This is a genomic window from Jannaschia sp. L-14R (genome assembly GCF_056857695.1).
Genome location: NZ_JBSXNP010000011.1, coordinates 429543 through 446573 on the forward strand (window position 1 = coordinate 429543; position 17031 = coordinate 446573).

The window sequence follows — 17031 nt, forward strand, 5'->3', positions numbered from 1 at the left end:
GTTTCTTGCATCTGATCCCGATCTGGAAAGCTGAGGAAAACCATGCCCGACCAACTGCTCTTCGGAATGGAAGTCGCCCTGAACGGCCTGATGGCGGGCGTGATGTATGCGCTTGTCGCCCTCGGATTCGTGCTGATCTTCAAGGCGTCCGGTATCTTCAACTACGCTCAGGGCGTCATGGCTCTGTTTGCCGCGATGACGCTGGTGGGCATCCAGAACGGACAGGTACCGTTCAGCTATCTGATCAACGCGATCTTCGGCACCGATATCCAGTATTTCGGATGGCAGGCCCCGGCCCTGCTGGCGATCCTGCTGACCGTTGTGGTGATGGCGGGTTTCGCGTGGCTGGTGAACCGCTACATCTTTTCGCATCTCGTGAACCAGGAGCCGATCATCCTGTTCATGGCGACCATTGGCCTCGCGTATTTCCTCGAAGGCGTCGCCGACCTGATGTGGGGGTCCGAAATCAAGAAGCTGGACGTCGGCCTGCCGCAGGGCATCAACGACTGGATCGACCAGACCACGTTCGAGGCCTTCGGCTACGGCTTCTTCATCGACAATCTGGACATCGTGGCAACGATCATCGCGGCGCTGCTGGTCGTGGGTCTGGTTCTGTTCAGCCAATACACCAAGCAGGGCCGCGCCTTGCGGGCGGTGGCCGACGATCACCAGGCCGCACTCAGCGTGGGCATTTCGCTAAACTTCATCTGGGTGCTGGTCTGGTCAATCGCGGGCTTCGTGGCACTGGTCGCGGGCATCATGTGGGGCGCGAAATCCGGTGTGCAGTTCTCGCTGTCGCTGATCGCGCTCAAGGCGCTTCCAGTGCTGATGCTGGGCGGGTTCACCTCGATCCCCGGTGCCATTGTCGGCGGGTTGATCATCGGTGTCGGCGAGAAGCTGTTCGAGTTCCTGATCGGCGCCCCCTACCTCGGAGGCGCGACCGAGAACTGGTTCGCCTATGTGCTGGCGCTGGTTTTCCTGGTGTTCCGTCCGCAGGGCCTGTTCGGGGAGAAGATCATTGAGAGGGTTTGAGGCGGTGGGTCCTATCGACACGACGGACAAAACGACAATTGCAGAATGGGTGACGCCCATCGATGGGGGATGCCATGCTCTACCGTGAAGCCGGAGACTTCAAAACCTCCTACCCTGCCGACAATCAGACCTTCCCGATTAAGTTCGACCGTTGGGGTTACTGGGTCATTCTGGCGTTTGCCATCTTCGTCGTCCCCTTTCTGGTCAACGACTACTGGGCCAGCTCGCTGCTGGTGCCGTTCCTGATCTATGCCATCGCCGCGCTCGGCCTGAACATCTTGGTCGGTTACTGCGGGCAGGTGTCGCTGGGGACCGGCGGGTTCATGGCCGTCGGGGCTTATTCGTCCTACAAATTCATGACCGCGTTTCCGTGGATGGATATGTTCACCGTCACGCTGCTGTCGGGCCTCGTCACTGCCGCCGTCGGCGCGCTGTTCGGCCTGCCGTCCCTGCGGATCAAGGGGTTCTACCTCGCCGTCGCCACGCTGGCCGCGCAGTTCTTCCTCGTCTGGCTCTTCAACAAGGTGCCGTGGTTCTACAACTACTCCGCCTCCGGACAGATCAGCGCGCCGGAGCGCAGCGTCTTCGGCATTACCGTCACCGGACCGAACACCGAGGCCTGGGCGCAATATGCCTTCTCCCTCGTGTTCGTGATCGTCCTTGCATGGGTCGCGCGCAATCTGACGCGCGGCACGATGGGGCGCAAATGGATGGCGATCCGCGACATGGACATCGCCGCCGAAATCATCGGAGTGAATCCGCTGCGCGCCAAACTGTCGGCCTTCGCGGTGTCGTCGTTCTTCATCGGCGTGTCGGGCGCGCTGTTCTTCACGATCTATCTGGGTGCGGTCGAGGTGGGTGAGGCTTTCGGCATCCAGAAATCGTTCCTCGTGCTGTTCATGGTCATCATCGGCGGGCTTGGCTCTATCTTCGGCAGTTTCGCGGGCGCTGCGTTTCTCGTGCTGTTGCCGGTCGTGCTCAAGCTGGTCGGCGTCGATCTGCTGGGCTGGCCCACCGACATCGTGGCACATCTGAATCTGGTGATCGTCGGCGCGCTGATCGTGTTCTTCCTGATCGTGGAGCCGCACGGGCTGGCGCAGATATGGCGCGTGACGAAGGAAAAACTGAGATTGTGGCCCTTCCCGCATTGACGGGCCGGGTCATTGAGAAGGCGGGCTAGATCCCGCCCGTGAATATCGGAACCTTAGGGAGGATACACCGATGAAACTTTTGACTTTGACCGTTGCGGCCATGATGGCCGCGACCCCGGTGATGGCGCAACTCGTGTTTCCGTCGCTCAGCTATCGCACCGGCCCCTATGCGGCGGGCGGCATCCCGTTCGCGGATGGCTATGCCGACTACTTCACTTTGCTGAACGAACGCGATGGTGGCATCGGCGGCGTGCCGACGCGGGTCATCGAATGCGAAACCGGCTACAACACCGAAAAAGGTGTGGAATGCTACGAGTCGACCAAGGGCGAAGGCGCGCTTGTCTATCAGCCGCTGTCGACCGGCATCACCTATCAGCTGATCCCCAAGACCGCCGCCGACGGCATCCCGATGCACACGATGGGATATGGCCGCACCTCGGCCGCGAACGGCGAAGTGTTCAACAACATCTTCAACTATCCGGCCAACTACTGGGACGGCGCGTCGATCGCGATCAACTACCTGTTGTCCGAAAATGACGGCAGCCTGGAAGGCAAGAAGATCGCGCTGCTCTACCACAACTCCGCCTATGGCAAGGAGCCGATCCGGACGTTGCAGGAGCTCTCGGTCAAACATGGGTTCGAACTGACCGAATTGCCCGTCGACCACCCCGGTCAGGAGCAGAAGTCCCAGTGGCTGCAAATCCGTCGCGAACAGCCCGATTACGTCATCATGTGGGGCTGGGGCGTCATGAACCAGGTCGCCATCCAGGAAGCCGCGAACATCCGTTATCCGATGGATCAGTTCATCGGCAACTGGTGGGCCGGGTCCGAAAACGACGTGCTGCCGGTGGGCGACGCCGCCGATGGCTACAAGGCGCTGGCGATGCACAATGTCGGCACAGATTTTCCGATCTTCGCCGATCTGGAGCAATATGTGACCGGCGCGGGCAAGGCGGCGGGCAACGGCGATCAGGTCGGAACGGTCCTGTACAACCGGGGCTTCTACGCCGCGATGCTGGCCGCCGAGGCGGTGAAGAAAGCGCAGGAAATCCATGGCGAACCGAACATTACTCCCGCCATGATGCGCGACGGGATGGAGGCGCTGGTCATCGACGAGGCGCTGATGGAAAGCCTGGGCATGCCGAACTTCGGGCCTGCGTTCACGGTGTCCTGCCAGGACCACGGCGGATCGGGTCAGGGCAAGGTGCAGCAATGGGATGCATCGGCCAAGGAATGGAAGATCATTACCGATTGGATCGAATCCGACGCATCGGTGATCGACCCGCTGATTGCCGAAGATTCCGCCGCCTATGCCGCGGAAAACAACGTCGACCTGGCCTGCCAGTAATGTGACCTGTCCCGGCCCGGTGTTCGCATCGGGCCGGGGCCTGGACTGAAACCATCGCCTTGTTCCCCAGACCCCGTGCGGGCCCCGGCAATGACGCGAGGGAGACCTTTGATGCCCGATACCCGACTCGATGCAAAACCCGACCCGGCAACCGAACCGGCCGCCGAAGACGCGCTGCTGGAGGTCAACAACATCGAGGTGATCTACAACCACGTGATCCTCGTGCTGAAGGGCGTGTCGCTTTCTGTTCCCAAGGGCGGCATCACCGCGCTTCTGGGCGGCAACGGCGCGGGCAAGACGACGACGCTCAAGGCGATATCCAACCTTCTGCGGTCAGAACGCGGCGACGTCACCAAGGGCTCGATCCTCTACAAGGGCGATCGCATCCAGGGTCTGTCGCCCGCCGATCTGGTCGAGCGGGGCGTCATTCAGGTGATGGAGGGCCGCCATTGCTTCGAGCATCTGACGATCGAGGAAAATCTGCTGACCGGGGCTTACACCCGGCGCGATGGCGGCAAGGCGACCGCCGACGACTTGGACATGGTCTACGACTATTTCCCCCGTCTGCGCGAACGCCGCAAATCGCAGGCCGGCTATACCTCGGGCGGCGAGCAGCAGATGTGCGCCATCGGTCGCGCCATGATGGCACGCCCCGAAATGATCCTGCTGGACGAGCCGTCGATGGGCCTTGCCCCGCAGCTGGTGGAACAGATCTTCGGCATCGTGAAACGCCTGAACGAAGAACAGGGCGTGACTTTTCTGCTGGCCGAACAGAACACCAATGTCGCGCTACGGTTCGCGCATTACGGCTATATTCTGGAATCGGGCCGCATTGTCATGGACGGCCCTGCGGCAGACCTGCGCGAGAATCCGGACGTCAAGGAATTCTACCTCGGCATGTCGGACGAGGGGCGCAAAAGTTTCCGCGATGTGCGCTCCTACCGCCGTCGCAAACGGTGGCTGTCATGAGCATGAGGGCTTTCGTCGGCCTCTCGGTGCCCACCGAATGGATCGGGCCACTGGTCACCGCGCAGGGCCGGGTGCGCGGCGGCAACCGGGTCGCGCCCGACGATCTGCACGTGACACTGGCCTTTCTGGACGACCAGCCCGAGCAACGGCTGGAGGCGCTGAGCGATGCTCTGTCGGCAAAGCGGCTGGCTGCCGCAACCCTGCGCCCGTTGGCCTTTGCCGCGCTGGGGGCGCGCAAACCGCGTGCGGTCGTGCTGGACCTGACGCCCGGTGCCGATCTGACCGCCCTGCGCGAGAGCGTCCGCAGTGCCGCCCGCAGCGCCGGAATCGACCTGCCGCGCGAACGCTTCCGCCCGCATGTGACGCTGGTGCGCTTTCCCAATTCGGCTCCGTCCGAGACGTCCGACCTGCCCGCGACGATATCCCGCCTCGGCGTGCCGTCCATGCCGCAGGCCCCTGTGACGGGTGCCATGCTCTGGTCGTCCGTTTTGACACCACGGGGCCCGATCTATGAACCGCTCGCGGCCTACCCGCTGAGGGCGGCATGACGCACGATTGCATTGGACCCTTCTGCCGCCGCAAGCCGTTGACCTTCGGAACATATCGGAGGTCCACTTGCTGAAACCGCTTGCCCGACGCGCTGCCCGTCTTGTCGAATCCGGCCTTGAGCGGATCGGCGACCGCGACGATTCCGAACCTGTCCTCGAACCCTATCTCGGCTATGCCACGCCCGAAGGCGTCGTGCTGCGCGGTCGGGTTCTGAGCCATCTGCGGCGGAGCGAGCCGGATGCGGAGCAATCCAGGTGGACCAACCTGCGCCAGATGGTGAATCTGTTCGTCACCGACGAAGTGGCTGACGTCCCTGTCACCGGCGCCGGCGTCACCGCGACATCGGATGCCGAAGGTTATGTCCGGCTGATCGTGCAGGGCGACTTCGCCCCAGGCTGGGTCGATGTGCCGCTGGCCATCGCGGGCCAGCCTCCGGTCCCGTTTCCCGCCCGCATCCCCGCGCCCGATGCCGACTACATGATCCTCTCGGATATCGACGACACGATGATCCAGACCGGCGCGCATTCACTGGCCCGAAACCTCTGGACGACCTTCACCGGTTCCGCCCTGACGCGACAGGTGCATGATGACGCCCTCGCGCTGATGACCACTCTGGTCGATGGGGGGCGCAACCCGGTGTTCTACGTCTCATCCAGCCCCTGGAACCTGCATGATTTTCTCGACAGTCTGTTCGCGCGCGAAGGCGTGCCCAAGGGTCCGATGTTCCTGCGCGACCTGGGCCTGACGGACGAGGGTGTCGGTGCAAGCCACCTGACGCACAAGGGCGCGGCGATCGACACATTGCTGGCTGTGAACCCGGACCTTCCCGCCTATCTGATGGGCGATTCCGGGCAACAGGACGCCATCGTCTACCGCGATGTGATCGCCCGCCATCCGGGTCGCATCCGCGGCGTGGCATTGCGCGAACCGGCACCGGGCGTAGGTGCCGACGATATGGCCGCCTTCGCGGCGATCGAAGCGGCGGGTGTGCCGTGCTTTCACGCGCCCAGCTTCGACGGAGCATTGCGGTATTGGGGGGTGGAATGAGCCATTACGACGATCTGGAAACCCGTTCGACGGACGCGCGACACGCCGCCCAGCTGAACGCCTTGAGGACACAGTTGGACCGGGTGGCAAGGATACCCGGAAGCCACCTGTCGGATATGGATATCCGGGACCTGTCGGACCTGTCCAGACTGCCCGTCCTGCGCAAAGCGCAATTGTCCGGATGGCAGGCCGGACAGCCCCCGTTCGGCGGTCTGCACGTCGGCGACGTGGCGCATGTGTTCCAGTCGCCCGGCCCGATCTACGAACCCGGCGGCATCACCCACGACTGGTGGCGCATGGGTCGCTTCCTGCACGCCTGCGGCATCGGGCCCTCCGACACCGTGCAGAACTGCTTCGGCTATCATCTGACCCCCGCCGGAATGATCTTCGAAAGCGGCGCGCGCGCCGTCGGGGCGCGGGTCCTGCCCGCCGGCACCGGCCAGACCGACCTTCAGGTCAGGGCCGCGAAGGACATCGGCTGCACCGCCTATGCGGGCACGCCGGACTACCTGAAGGTGATCCTCGACCGGGCGGATGAGATGGGCGAGACGCTCGCCTTCACGCGCGCCGCGGTCGGCGGAGGGGCGCTGTTCCCGTCGCTCCGACAGGAATATGCCGACCGGGGCATCGCCTGCCTGCAATGCTATGCCACCGCCGATCTGGGCAATATCGCCTATGAAAGCCATGCCATGGACGGCATGATCGTCGATGAAGGCGTTATCCTCGAAATTGTCCGCCCCGGCACCGGCGATCCCGTCGCGCCCGGCGAGGTCGGCGAAGTCGTCGTCACCACGCTGAACCCCGATTATCCGCTGATCCGCTTCGCCACCGGCGATCTGAGCGCGATGATGGACGGCACCTCCCCCTGCGGGCGCACGAATGTCCGCATCAAGGGCTGGATGGGCCGCGCCGATCAGACTGCCAAGATCAAGGGCATGTTCGTTCGCCCCGAACAGGTCGCCGAACTGGTCGCCCGCCATCCCGAGATCCGCGCCGCCCGCGTCACCGTTACCCGCGAGGGCGAGATGGATGCGATGGATATCGCCATCGAGGCCGATGACGGGGACCCGCGCGCATGGGGCGAAAGCGTGGCCCAGACCCTGAAGCTGAAGGGCCGTATCAGCCGCGTCGACACGCTGCCGAACGACGGAAAAGTCATTGACGACAAACGGGAATATGGCTGACGCGCCGACGCCGCCCTGCACATGCTGCTTTCCTTTGTCCGTTACTCGGATAGATGTAGCCGCTATGGACACATAGTCCGATCAAGGGGATGGCGGTGTCCAAGCCAAAAGAACTGATTGTCGTCGGCTGGATGGAGAGGGTCGGTCTGCCGAAACTCGGTCTGCCCGACATCGCGGCCAAGATCGACACCGGCGCACGGACTTCTGCGCTTCATGCCGACCGGATCGAACCTTTCGAGCGCGACGGCCAGCCCTGGGTCCGGTTTCGCGTGCGCCATGCCCGTGCGAAAATCGGCGCAACGCTGGAACACCCGATTCACGACACGCGCGATATCAAGAATACCAGCGGCGTGCCCGAAACCCGCTATGTCATCCGCACCGACCTTCTGATCGCGGGTCACACCTGGCGGATCGACCTGTCTCTGACCGACCGGTCCAACATGCGCAGCGCGATGATCGTCGGACGCACCGCGCTGAATGCCCATAATGTGGCCGTGCACACCCGCCGGACCCGATTGAAGACAGATCCAAACCTTGCGCCCAGGCGGCGCGGAAAGGCAGTCCAATGAAAATCGCCATGATGGCTCGTAACGCCAATCTCTTTTCCCACCAGCGCCTGAAGGAAGCCGCCGAGAAACGCGGCCACGAATTGCACATCATCAACACGCTGCGCTGCTACATGAACATCGCCAGCCGCCGCCCCGAGATGTATTACAACGGCGAGAAACTCGAAGGCTTCGACGCCGTTATCCCGCGGATCGGCGCGTCGATCACGTTCTACGGTCTCGCCGTTCTGCGCCAGTTCGAGATGATGGGCGTCTATCCCCTCAACGAATCCGTCGCCATCGGGCGCTCGCGCGACAAGCTCCGCTCGATGCAGCTACTGGCGCGGGATGGCATCGGCCTTCCGGTGACGACCTTCGCCCACGACCCGAAACAGACCGAGGAGGTGCTGGCCCTTGCCGGCGGGGCGCCACTGGTCATCAAGCTGCTGGAAGGCACCCAAGGCCTCGGCGTCGTTCTGGCCGACACCGACCGCTCCGCCAAATCCGTGATCGAGGCGTTCCGCGCCACCAATACCAACATCCTGATCCAGGAGTTCATCAAGGAAGCGGGCGGCACCGACATCCGCGCCCTCGTCGTCGGCGGCAAGGTCATCGCGGCGATGAAGCGGACCGGTGCCGAAGGCGAATTCCGCTCCAACCTGCACCGTGGCGGGTCGGCCGCCGTCATCAAGCTGACGCCCGAGGAACGCTCAACCGCGATCCGCTCGGCCAAGTCCATGGGGCTGCAGGTCTGCGGCGTCGACATGCTGCGCGCCAACCACGGCGCGGTCGTGATGGAGGTCAATTCCTCTCCCGGCCTCGAAGGCGTCGAAAACGCCACCGGCATCGATATCGCGGGCAAGATCATCGAACATCTGGAAAAGGTCGCCAAGCCCGGTGCCACCAAGACCAGGGGCAAGGGCTGACATGCCGCGCGCGCCTTTCGCCATCGGCGAACACTCCGTCGCACCGGGCGGGCGCGCCACGATCGACCTGCCCGTCAGCCACCTGTCGGACCACACGCCGGTTTCGATGTCGGTCCATGTCATTCACGGCAAGTCCGAAGGACCGGTCGTCTTCGTCAGCGCGGGTATCCACGGCGACGAGGTTATCGGGGTGGAAATCGTGCGCCGCCTGTTGCGTGCGACGGCACGCAAGGCCGTCAAGGGCACGCTGATCGTCATTCCCATCGTCAATGCTTTCGGTTTCATGAACCACTCGCGCTATCTGCCCGACCGCCGCGACCTGAACCGCAGCTTTCCCGGCAGTCCCGCAGGCTCGCTCGCCTCGCGGCTGGCGCATCTGTTCCTGACCGAGATCGTCGCGCGGTCGGACTTCGGCATCGACCTGCACTCGGCGGCTGTCCATCGCACCAACCTGCCGCAGATCCGCATTTCACCCGACAATCCGGTGACCATGGATCTGGCGCAGGTCTTCGGCGCGCCGGTCATCCTGCAATCGCCCCTGCGCGACGGGTCCCTGCGCGGCGCGGCGAAGACGATGGGCAAGGATATCCTGTTGTATGAAGCGGGCGAGGGATTACGCTTTGACGAACACTGCGTCCGCGTGGGTGTCGCGGGCATCCTGCGCATCCTGCGCTATCGCGGCATGATCGGCGGACGGGGCATCGCGGCGGCGCAGGGCACGCCGCAGGTCTGCACCTCGTCCAAATGGCTGCGCGCGCCCTCGGGCGGGCTGCTCCGGACGTTCCGGGCCGACGGCGACGTGGTGGAAAAAGGCGCCGTCCTCGCCGCCGTCTCCGACCCCTTCGGCGAGGAGGAGCAGGAGATCACCGCCCCCTTCGACGGCATCATCGTCGGTCGTGCCGTCATGCCCGTGGTCAACGAAGGCGACGCTGTCTTCCACCTGGGGCGCGTCGCATCCTTGTCGCGGGCCGAGACGACAATGGATGATGTCACGACGCAGATGGCCGACGACCCGCTGTTTGACGAAGACGAGATTCTCTGACCCGCGGCTTCGAGCCAGACTGCCCCCGCAGGAGTCTGTCCTTGTTTCAAGTCGGCCATCGGGTACTCTTTGACCCGGTAGGTGAGAGATGGTCGATACCGCTGATTTCGAGAAGATGGAGCGCGATGGCTGGGGCAACCCATCGATCGCGAAAGGCTATGCCGACGGCTTCGGGACAGCGACACGGCTTGTGGCGCGAAGGCTGGCAGATGCTGTCGAGGCGGCGCCCGGCACCCGAGTTCTGGATCTCTGCACCGGGCACGGCGTCGTTGCGGCAGAGCTTGTGGCACGGGGCGCCGTTGTTACCGGGCTCGACTTTTCGGATTCGATGATAGCGCTAGCCCGGTCGGCCGTACCGGAGGCCCGCTTCGTGTACGGCGATGCCATGGCGATGGAGTTTCCCGACCGAAGCTTCGACGCAGTTACGATTGGCTTCGGCGTCCCGCATTTTCCGGACCCGGACCAAGGTTTGGCGGAGGCCTGTCGGGTGCTCAAACCGGGCGGACGGATCGCGTTTTCCATTTGGCGGGGCAAAGGGTCGAGCGGTTCATTCGGCTGGCTTTTCGATGCCGTCGGCCGCTTGGCCGATCCGTCGATCACCCTGCCCGAAGGCCCCGACGCCCATGCCTTCGTTGATCGCGCCCAGGCCCGGCCTGTGGTCGAAGCTGCGGGATTTGTCGACATGAACTCTCACGATGTCGCATCCGAGCTGAGCCTCTCCCGCCCCACAGCCCTGTTCGATCTGTTCGACGCAGCTGCCGTGCGTGCGGCTTCGCTGCTCAGCCGGCAAAAGGAGACCAGACGCAACGCCATTCGGGACGATCTGGCCCGGCGCGTCACGGCCGACGGAACGCGGACACCGCAGGGCTATCTCGTCCCGGCCCCTTCGGTCGTGATCGTGGCAAGACGCGCCTGATGGCCGGGGGTTTCGGTAACCCTCTCAGATGGCGCAGTCCTACCCTCTCAGCTCACCGCCCGTGGCCTTCACTACCTTCTCGACGATCTTCGCGCTGACCGCTTCGATCTCCTTGTCGGTCAGGGTCGCATCGGTCGGTTGCAGGCGCACCGTCAGGGCCAGCGACTTGCGCCCCTCGCCCAGACTGCCGCCGACGAATTCGTCGAACACGCGCACGTCCGAAATCAGCGCCTTGTCGGCCCCCTGCGCCGCGTTCACCAGCGCCTGAACCTCGACCTGTGCATCCACGACGAAGGCAAAGTCCCGCTCCACCGCCTGCAAATCCGACAGCACCAGCGGCGCGCGGGCCGTGCCGCCAGCCTTGGGCATCGGCACCTCGCCCGGCCATATGGAGAAGCCCACCGCCGGACCTTTCACGTCCATCGCCCTGAGCACCTTCGGGTGGATTTCGCCGAACACCGCCAGCGTCTTCTTCGGCCCCAGACAGATGCGCCCCGACCGCCCCGGATGCCACCACTCTGCCGCGCCGCGCAGGATCTGCGCGCGTGCGGGCGCACCGATGGCCGACAGCACCGCCTCGGCATCCGCCTTGGCATCGAAGACATCGACGGGTCGGCGGTCACCATGCACCGACTTCGGCCCGGTATGCCCGATCAGAAGACCCGAAATCATCTGATGCTGCTCCCCCGGTGCGCCGCCATGAAACGCCGTGCCCAGCTCGAACAGCGCCATGTCGGCGATGCCGCGCGCCTGATTGCGCGCCGCCGCCTGCAACAGACCGGGCAGCAAAGCGGGCCGCATGTGGCTCATGTCGCTGCTGATCGGGTTGTCCAGCCGCGTCGCGTTAGAGCCCCCCCCGAACAGCGCAGCCGACGCCTGATCGATGAACGAATAGGTCACGCATTCATTATACCCAAGCGATGCCGCCGTCCGCCGCGCCATCCGTTCGCGTTGCTGCGCGACCGTCAGAACGGGCCGCAGGATGCCGGGCGCGCGCATCATCGGGCGTCCCTCCAGCCTGGTCAGCGACGCGATCCGCGCGACCTCCTCGACCAGATCGGCCTCGCCCTGAACATCCGGTCGCCACGACGGCACATGCGCCATGTCGCCGTCCAGCCGGAAACCGAGCGCGGTCAGTGACGCGCGCTGCTCGTCGCCGGGGATCGACATGCCGACAAGGCTCTCGATCCGCGCCGTGTCCAGCGTATAGGCCCGGTCCACATCCGGCACCGCGCCCGCGACGACCATTTCCGACGCCTCGCCCCCCGCGTTGTCCAGAATCATCCGCGTCGCGAAGTCCAGCCCCTCGGGCGTGAACGCCGGGTCGACGCCCCGCTCGAACCGATACCGCGCGTCCGAATTGATCTTCAGCGCCCGGCCCGTCAGGGCGATCTGTACCGGGTCCCAATAGGCGCTTTCGACCAGCACGTTCACCGTCGCCCCGGTCACGCCCGAATGTGCGCCCCCCATGATCCCGGCGATGCTTTCGACGCCCGCGTCATCCGAAATCACCATCGCGCCCGCAGGCAGCGTATACGCCTTGTCGTCCAGCGCCGTGATCGTCTCGCCCCCGGCGGCACGATGCACACGCAGGTCGCCCTTGACGATATCGGCATCGAATACGTGCAAAGGCCGGTTCAGGTCATAGGTGAACCAGTTCGTCACATCCACGAGGAAGCTGATCGGCCGCAACCCGATGGCCCGCAACTGATCCTGCAACCACTCGGGCGACGGCCCGTTCCGGACGCCCCGGATCAGGCGCAAGGCAAAAACCGGGCATCCGTCGCGGGTATCGTCGTCGATGGTCACATCGACCGGGCAATCGAATCCGGCGTCGATCTTGGGCGTCTCCAATGGCTTCAACACGCCCAGGCCCCGCGCCGCCAGATCGCGGGCAATGCCGCGCACGCCCAGCGCGTCCGGCCGGTTCGGCGTAATCGCGATCTCGATCACCGGATCGACCTTGGCCGGGTCATTCTCGGCCAGCCAGTCGGTGAACCGCTGCCCGACCGCGCCCGAGGGCAGTTCGATGATCCCGTCGTGTTCCTCCGACAGCTCCAGCTCGCGCTCGGAGGCCATCATTCCGAAACTCTCGATCCCGCGGATCTTGCCGACTCCGATGGTCGTGTCGATGCCGGGGACATAGACGCCCGGCTTGGCGATGACGACGGTGATCCCCTCGCGCGCGTTGGGCGCACCGCAGATGATCTGCTGGACACCTTCGTCGGTCTCGACCTGACAGACCTTGAGCCGGTCGGCATCCGGGTGCTTCTCGGCCGACACCACCTTGCCGATGGTGAAATCGCGCAGCCGCGCCGCACGGTCCTCGATGCCTTCGACCTCCAGACCCAGATCGGTCAGCGTCTCGGCGATCTCGTCGACCGAAGCCTGCGTGTCGAGATGGCGTTTCAGCCAGGAGAGGGTGAATTTCATGGTCGTGCATCCCGTAGATTTCCCGCCCGACTACCGCATCCCGCCGGGGGTTTGAAGATGGGGCGAACGGCGCGCGATCATCCTCTGGCCGGATCCGGGGCATTCCCGACGGATGGCCTTCGTCTCAAGGCCGGGAACGACAGTTCAACTGCAAAGATCGAACCCGATCCGCCGGGCCTTCACCACATGACCCACCATGATATCGTCCACCGGCCCCTCGTCCACGCCGCCCTGCGCCAGATAAAAGGCCAGCGCGCGCGGGTTCGACTCCAGCACCGTCAGATAGGCACGGACGAACCCGGCCTCCCGCAGCGCGACCTTCATCGCCGCCAACAATTTCCCGCCCGTTCCGCCGCCGCGCAACTCGGGCCGGACGTGCAGGTTGTCGATCAACGGCGGATCGCGGTCGGTCAACGCGCAGGCGAACCCGGTCATCTCCGTATCGGTATAGGCCACCAGGGTCAGTTCCGGTGCGCCGAATGTCCGCGCGGACCACTTCTCATCCATGGCGGCGGGCAGTGTGTCGCGCAGATAGTCCGCCGATAATTCCGCACCATAACTGTCGCGCCACGAGGCCAGATGCAGATCGCGGATGGCCGTCCGGTCGGCTGATGTGGCCGGACGGATCATTGCGCCGCCAGCGGCGCCACCGCATCGCCCAGGGCGATTTCACCTGGGGTCACCACCGAGGCGCACCAGCCGCCATGGTGCCGCACGGCGGAATAACCGCCCTGCCCCAGCGTCTCCTCCATCCGGCTGCACGGCGCGCAGGGTCCGTTGATCCGCAACACGACCTCGCCCAGACGCACCTCCCGTCCGCGCAACGCGGCAAGGTTCACGCCCGACACCACCAGATTGCGTCGCAGGTTACCGGGCGTTGCCTCGCCCTCGCACAGCGCCGCGATCACCGGCAGATGCTCCGCCTGGATCAACGTCACTGCCCGCTTGCCCGGTCGCCCATGATCGCCCTCCAGTCCGGCCCCGGACACCACGGCCCGGTCGACAGACGTCAGATCCGCCCGGCGTTCCGGCCGCAGACCGATCCAGTCCAGGGTCCCGGCCCGCGCATGGGTCGCCATCAGATCGCGCAGCGTCTTCACTGCGCGAAAACCGAATCCAGCATCGCCGACATTTCCGTTGCGTCCTCGGACGTGAAGGCACCCGCCCGGTTGCTGTCGATATCGAACACCGCGATCAGCGCTCCGGTGCGGTCGAACACCGGCAACACGATTTCCGACCGGGTGGACGACGCGCAGGCGATGTGTCCCGGAAAGGCATCGACGTCGGGCACAAGCTGCACCTCGCCCGTGGTCGCGCAGGCTCCGCAGACGCCCCGGTCGAACGGGATCGTCAGGCACCCGTGGCCGCCCTGATACGGCCCGATCTTGAGCATCCCCGGCGCGGTCACGCGATAGAACCCGGTCCAGTCGAAACGGTCGTCGGCGTGATGCACCTCGCAGGCGACCGTGGCCATCAGCGCGACCGTATCGTCCTCGCCTTCGGTCAGGCTGGCGATGGTCTTGTGCAGGGTCGGATAATGGATCATCGCGGCTGTCCACCCCTCATGACGTCCGACGCATATCCGACACGGATCACCCGTTCTTCACCCATGAAATCCCACCCTCAATCCCGCTCCAGCGCGATTGCCGTCCCCTCACCGCCCCCGATGCAGATTGCGGCGATTCCACGCTTCAATCCGCGCGACTCGAGGGCGTGCAAAAGCGTCACCATGATCCGCGCACCCGATGCGCCGATCGGGTGGCCCAAGGCACAGGCGCCGCCATTTATGTTAACAATATCAACGTCTAAACCCATTTCATGCAGGAAGGCCATCGGCACGACGGCAAAGGCTTCGTTCACCTCCCACAGATCGACATCGCCGACCGACCAGTTCAGCTTTTTCAACAGCTTGCGGGCCGCAGGCACGGGTGCTGTCGTGAACAGACCAGGCTCCTGCGCATGGCTCGCGTGGCCCATGATCCTGGCCCGGACCGGAACACCTTCCCGGTCCGCAAAATCTCTTGAAACCAATACCATAGCGGCAGCCCCATCGCTGATCGACGATGAATTCGCCGCCGTCACCGTGCCGTCCCTGCGGAACGCGGGCTTCAGCGTCGGGATCTTGTCGGGCCGCGCCGTGCCGGGTTGTTCGTCTTGCGCGACAACCGTCTGGCCCTTGCGCGTAACTATCTGAAACGGTGCGACTTCGCGGTCGAAGCCGCCCGACGAAATCGCCACCTGCGCCCGGCTCAGGGATCGCAGCGCATATTCATCCTGCGCCTCGCGGGTGAATTGATAGGCCTCGGCACAATCCTCCGCGAAGGTGCCCATCAATCGGCCCTTATCATAGGCATCCTCCAACCCGTCCAGAAACATGTGATCGACCGTCACGCCATGCCCCAGCCGCGCCCCGCCCCGCATGCCGGGCAACAGATAGGGGGCGTTCGTCATGCTCTCCATTCCGCCCGCGATCATGACATGCGCCTGACCCGCAAGTATCTGATCATGCGCTATCATCGCGGCTTTCATACCGCTGCCGCACATCTTGTTGAGCGTCGTTGCGGGCACGTCCTTGGGCAGTCCGCCATGGAACCCCGCCTGGCGCGCCGGGGCCTGGCCCTGACCTGCGGAAAGCACGCATCCCATCAGCAGTTCCCCGACCTGTTCCGGGGCGATTCCGGCATCGGTCAGAGCCGCCGAAATGGACGCGCCGCCAAGCTCCGACGCAGAAACCTGCGACAATGCCCCCTGAAACCCACCCATCGGAGTCCGCTTGGCCCCGGAAATCACGACTTGCTGCATCTTGTTCCGATTCACGTTCTGGTAAGACCTGCGTCCTAATCTGACAGTCAAAGGCGCGGGATTCCAGTGGCCGCACGGCACGGCCGGTCATCTGTCATGCGAGGTATGCAATGAAAATTGAAAGACGGATCGCGGATGACCTGCTGATTCTGACGTTGCAGGACACGCGGATCGACGCCGCCGGCGCCGTGCCTTTCAAGGAAGCGGTCCGGCAGATGGTTCAGGACTTCGACGATCGCGTGATGATCGACATGACCCGGATCGAGTTTCTGGACAGCAGCGGACTGGGCGCGCTCGTCGCGATCATGAAGATGCTGGGCGGGGCGCGACGATTGGAACTGGCGAACTGCGGCACCATCGTACGCAAGGTCCTGACCCTGACCCGAATGGACAGCGTGTTCATCCTGCATGATGCGGCCCCCACCGCCGGACGGTCGGCCGCATGACTGCGTCGCGCGCAGCAGCGATGCCATCGCCACAGTGTGCCGTGCTTCGCAGCAGGTTTCCGGCGACTGCGAACGATGTCAGCATACAGCTTGCCCGGCTGCACCGCGCCTTCGACGCAACAGGTCTGCGACTTTCGTTGCAGCATGATGTGACGATTGTTCTGGGCGAAGTGCTCAACAACATCGTGGAGCATGCCATGACCGATATCGGGGCCGCCTGGGTCATGCTGGAGGTGACCCGAGAAGACGGCCGTCTGCATGTCGAAACGACAGACAGGGGACGCCCTTTGCCACCCGCCCTCTTGGCCTCGGTCGACCTGCCTGAGGCGAAACTCCCGATCGACGACCTGCCGGAAGGCGGTTTCGGCTGGTTCATCATCCACACCCTTACCGAGGATATGGTCTACGAACGCCAGAACGGCATCAACCGGCTGAGTTTCTCGTTTCTGGAACAGGCAGACGAGGGATAGGCAACGCGCCGTCCCGCATGGCACTGACCCCAAACCGCCGGTGTTTCCAATCCAGGGCCCCCTTGCCAGATTGGCAGAATTGTCGCGAAATACATCATTATGGATCGTTTTGCTGCCGTAGTTGGGTCCCATCCCGGCCCTGAAGCGAAGCGACAATCGACCCGTAGCTCC

Annotated in this window: 18 protein-coding genes; 13 read left to right on the forward strand and 5 right to left on the reverse strand. The window is 64.3% G+C overall.

Annotated elements, in window-relative coordinates; all coding sequences use genetic code 11:
- Positions 1 to 42 precede the first annotated feature (42 nt).
- From AC13C2_RS14875 to AC13C2_RS14925, 11 genes are all read left to right on the forward strand, one after another.
- Positions 43 to 1032, forward strand: a complete 990-nt coding sequence (locus AC13C2_RS14875; protein ID WP_474521084.1) for a branched-chain amino acid ABC transporter permease — start codon at positions 43 to 45, stop codon at positions 1030 to 1032.
- A gap of 74 nt (positions 1033 to 1106) precedes the next feature.
- On the forward strand, positions 1107 to 2183 hold the full coding sequence (locus AC13C2_RS14880; protein ID WP_092761165.1) for a branched-chain amino acid ABC transporter permease: 1077 nt from the start codon (positions 1107 to 1109) through the stop codon (positions 2181 to 2183).
- Between the two features lie 70 nt (positions 2184 to 2253).
- Positions 2254 to 3531 (forward strand): ABC transporter substrate-binding protein, encoded by a 1278-nt coding sequence (locus tag AC13C2_RS14885; RefSeq protein ID WP_092759840.1) that lies wholly within the window; start codon positions 2254 to 2256, stop codon positions 3529 to 3531.
- A gap of 111 nt (positions 3532 to 3642) precedes the next feature.
- Positions 3643 to 4500 (forward strand): ABC transporter ATP-binding protein, encoded by an 858-nt coding sequence (locus AC13C2_RS14890; RefSeq protein WP_424337530.1) that lies wholly within the window; start codon positions 3643 to 3645, stop codon positions 4498 to 4500.
- The gene (gene thpR, locus AC13C2_RS14895) at positions 4497 to 5048 is read left to right on the forward strand and encodes an RNA 2',3'-cyclic phosphodiesterase (RefSeq protein ID WP_482887298.1); all 552 of its coding nucleotides are present in this window, start codon (positions 4497 to 4499) and stop codon (positions 5046 to 5048) included. Before AC13C2_RS14890 ends, thpR begins: the two co-directional genes overlap by 4 nt.
- A gap of 67 nt (positions 5049 to 5115) precedes the next feature.
- On the forward strand, positions 5116 to 6096 hold the full coding sequence (locus tag AC13C2_RS14900) for a phosphatase domain-containing protein (protein WP_139204644.1): 981 nt from the start codon (positions 5116 to 5118) through the stop codon (positions 6094 to 6096).
- Positions 6093 to 7280 (forward strand): phenylacetate--CoA ligase family protein, encoded by a 1188-nt coding sequence (locus AC13C2_RS14905; RefSeq protein ID WP_482887299.1) that lies wholly within the window; start codon positions 6093 to 6095, stop codon positions 7278 to 7280. Before AC13C2_RS14900 ends, AC13C2_RS14905 begins: the two co-directional genes overlap by 4 nt.
- An 89-nt stretch (positions 7281 to 7369) precedes the next feature.
- Positions 7370 to 7849 (forward strand): ATP-dependent zinc protease family protein, encoded by a 480-nt coding sequence (locus AC13C2_RS14910; protein WP_092759829.1) that lies wholly within the window; start codon positions 7370 to 7372, stop codon positions 7847 to 7849.
- Positions 7846 to 8751 carry a 30S ribosomal protein S6--L-glutamate ligase gene (gene rimK / locus AC13C2_RS14915; protein WP_482887300.1) on the forward strand — a complete coding sequence of 302 codons (906 nt, stop codon included), beginning with the start codon at positions 7846 to 7848 and terminating at the stop codon, positions 8749 to 8751. Before AC13C2_RS14910 ends, rimK begins: the two co-directional genes overlap by 4 nt.
- A 1-nt stretch (position 8752) precedes the next feature.
- Positions 8753 to 9793, forward strand: coding sequence for a succinylglutamate desuccinylase/aspartoacylase family protein (locus AC13C2_RS14920; protein WP_482887301.1), 1041 nt, complete (start codon positions 8753 to 8755; stop codon positions 9791 to 9793).
- 88 nt (positions 9794 to 9881) lie between these two features.
- On the forward strand, positions 9882 to 10709 hold the full coding sequence (locus tag AC13C2_RS14925) for a methyltransferase domain-containing protein (protein WP_482887302.1): 828 nt from the start codon (positions 9882 to 9884) through the stop codon (positions 10707 to 10709).
- A gap of 39 nt (positions 10710 to 10748) precedes the next feature.
- On the opposite strand, the gene pheT is transcribed toward AC13C2_RS14925, so the two are convergent.
- The 5 genes from pheT to AC13C2_RS14950 all read right to left on the reverse strand — a co-directional run bounded on the left by pheT (position 10749) and on the right by AC13C2_RS14950 (position 15944).
- Positions 10749 to 13142, reverse strand: a complete 2394-nt coding sequence (gene pheT / locus AC13C2_RS14930) for a phenylalanine--tRNA ligase subunit beta (RefSeq protein ID WP_482887303.1) — start codon at positions 13140 to 13142, stop codon at positions 10749 to 10751.
- Positions 13143 to 13286: 144 nt separating this feature from the next.
- Entirely contained in the window at positions 13287 to 13772 is a 486-nt protein-coding gene (locus AC13C2_RS14935; protein WP_092759817.1) for a GNAT family N-acetyltransferase, read from the reverse strand.
- A complete protein-coding gene (locus AC13C2_RS14940; protein ID WP_482887304.1) occupies positions 13769 to 14242 on the reverse strand; it encodes an MOSC domain-containing protein in 474 nt (157 codons plus the stop codon). Before AC13C2_RS14940 ends, AC13C2_RS14935 begins: the two co-directional genes overlap by 4 nt.
- On the reverse strand, positions 14239 to 14688 hold the full coding sequence (locus tag AC13C2_RS14945) for a GAF domain-containing protein (RefSeq protein ID WP_482887305.1): 450 nt from the start codon (positions 14686 to 14688) through the stop codon (positions 14239 to 14241). Before AC13C2_RS14945 ends, AC13C2_RS14940 begins: the two co-directional genes overlap by 4 nt.
- 77 nt (positions 14689 to 14765) lie before the next feature.
- On the reverse strand, positions 14766 to 15944 hold the full coding sequence (locus AC13C2_RS14950; RefSeq protein ID WP_482887615.1) for a thiolase family protein: 1179 nt from the start codon (positions 15942 to 15944) through the stop codon (positions 14766 to 14768).
- Between the two features lie 110 nt (positions 15945 to 16054).
- Between AC13C2_RS14950 and AC13C2_RS14955 the strand changes: the two genes are divergently transcribed.
- Positions 16055 to 16390: an STAS domain-containing protein gene (locus AC13C2_RS14955; protein ID WP_092759811.1), complete on the forward strand. Its 336-nt coding sequence runs from the start codon at positions 16055 to 16057 to the stop codon at positions 16388 to 16390.
- Positions 16387 to 16860 carry an ATP-binding protein gene (locus AC13C2_RS14960; RefSeq protein WP_339647061.1) on the forward strand — a complete coding sequence of 158 codons (474 nt, stop codon included), beginning with the start codon at positions 16387 to 16389 and terminating at the stop codon, positions 16858 to 16860. Before AC13C2_RS14955 ends, AC13C2_RS14960 begins: the two co-directional genes overlap by 4 nt.
- Positions 16861 to 17031: the final 171 nt, after the last annotated feature.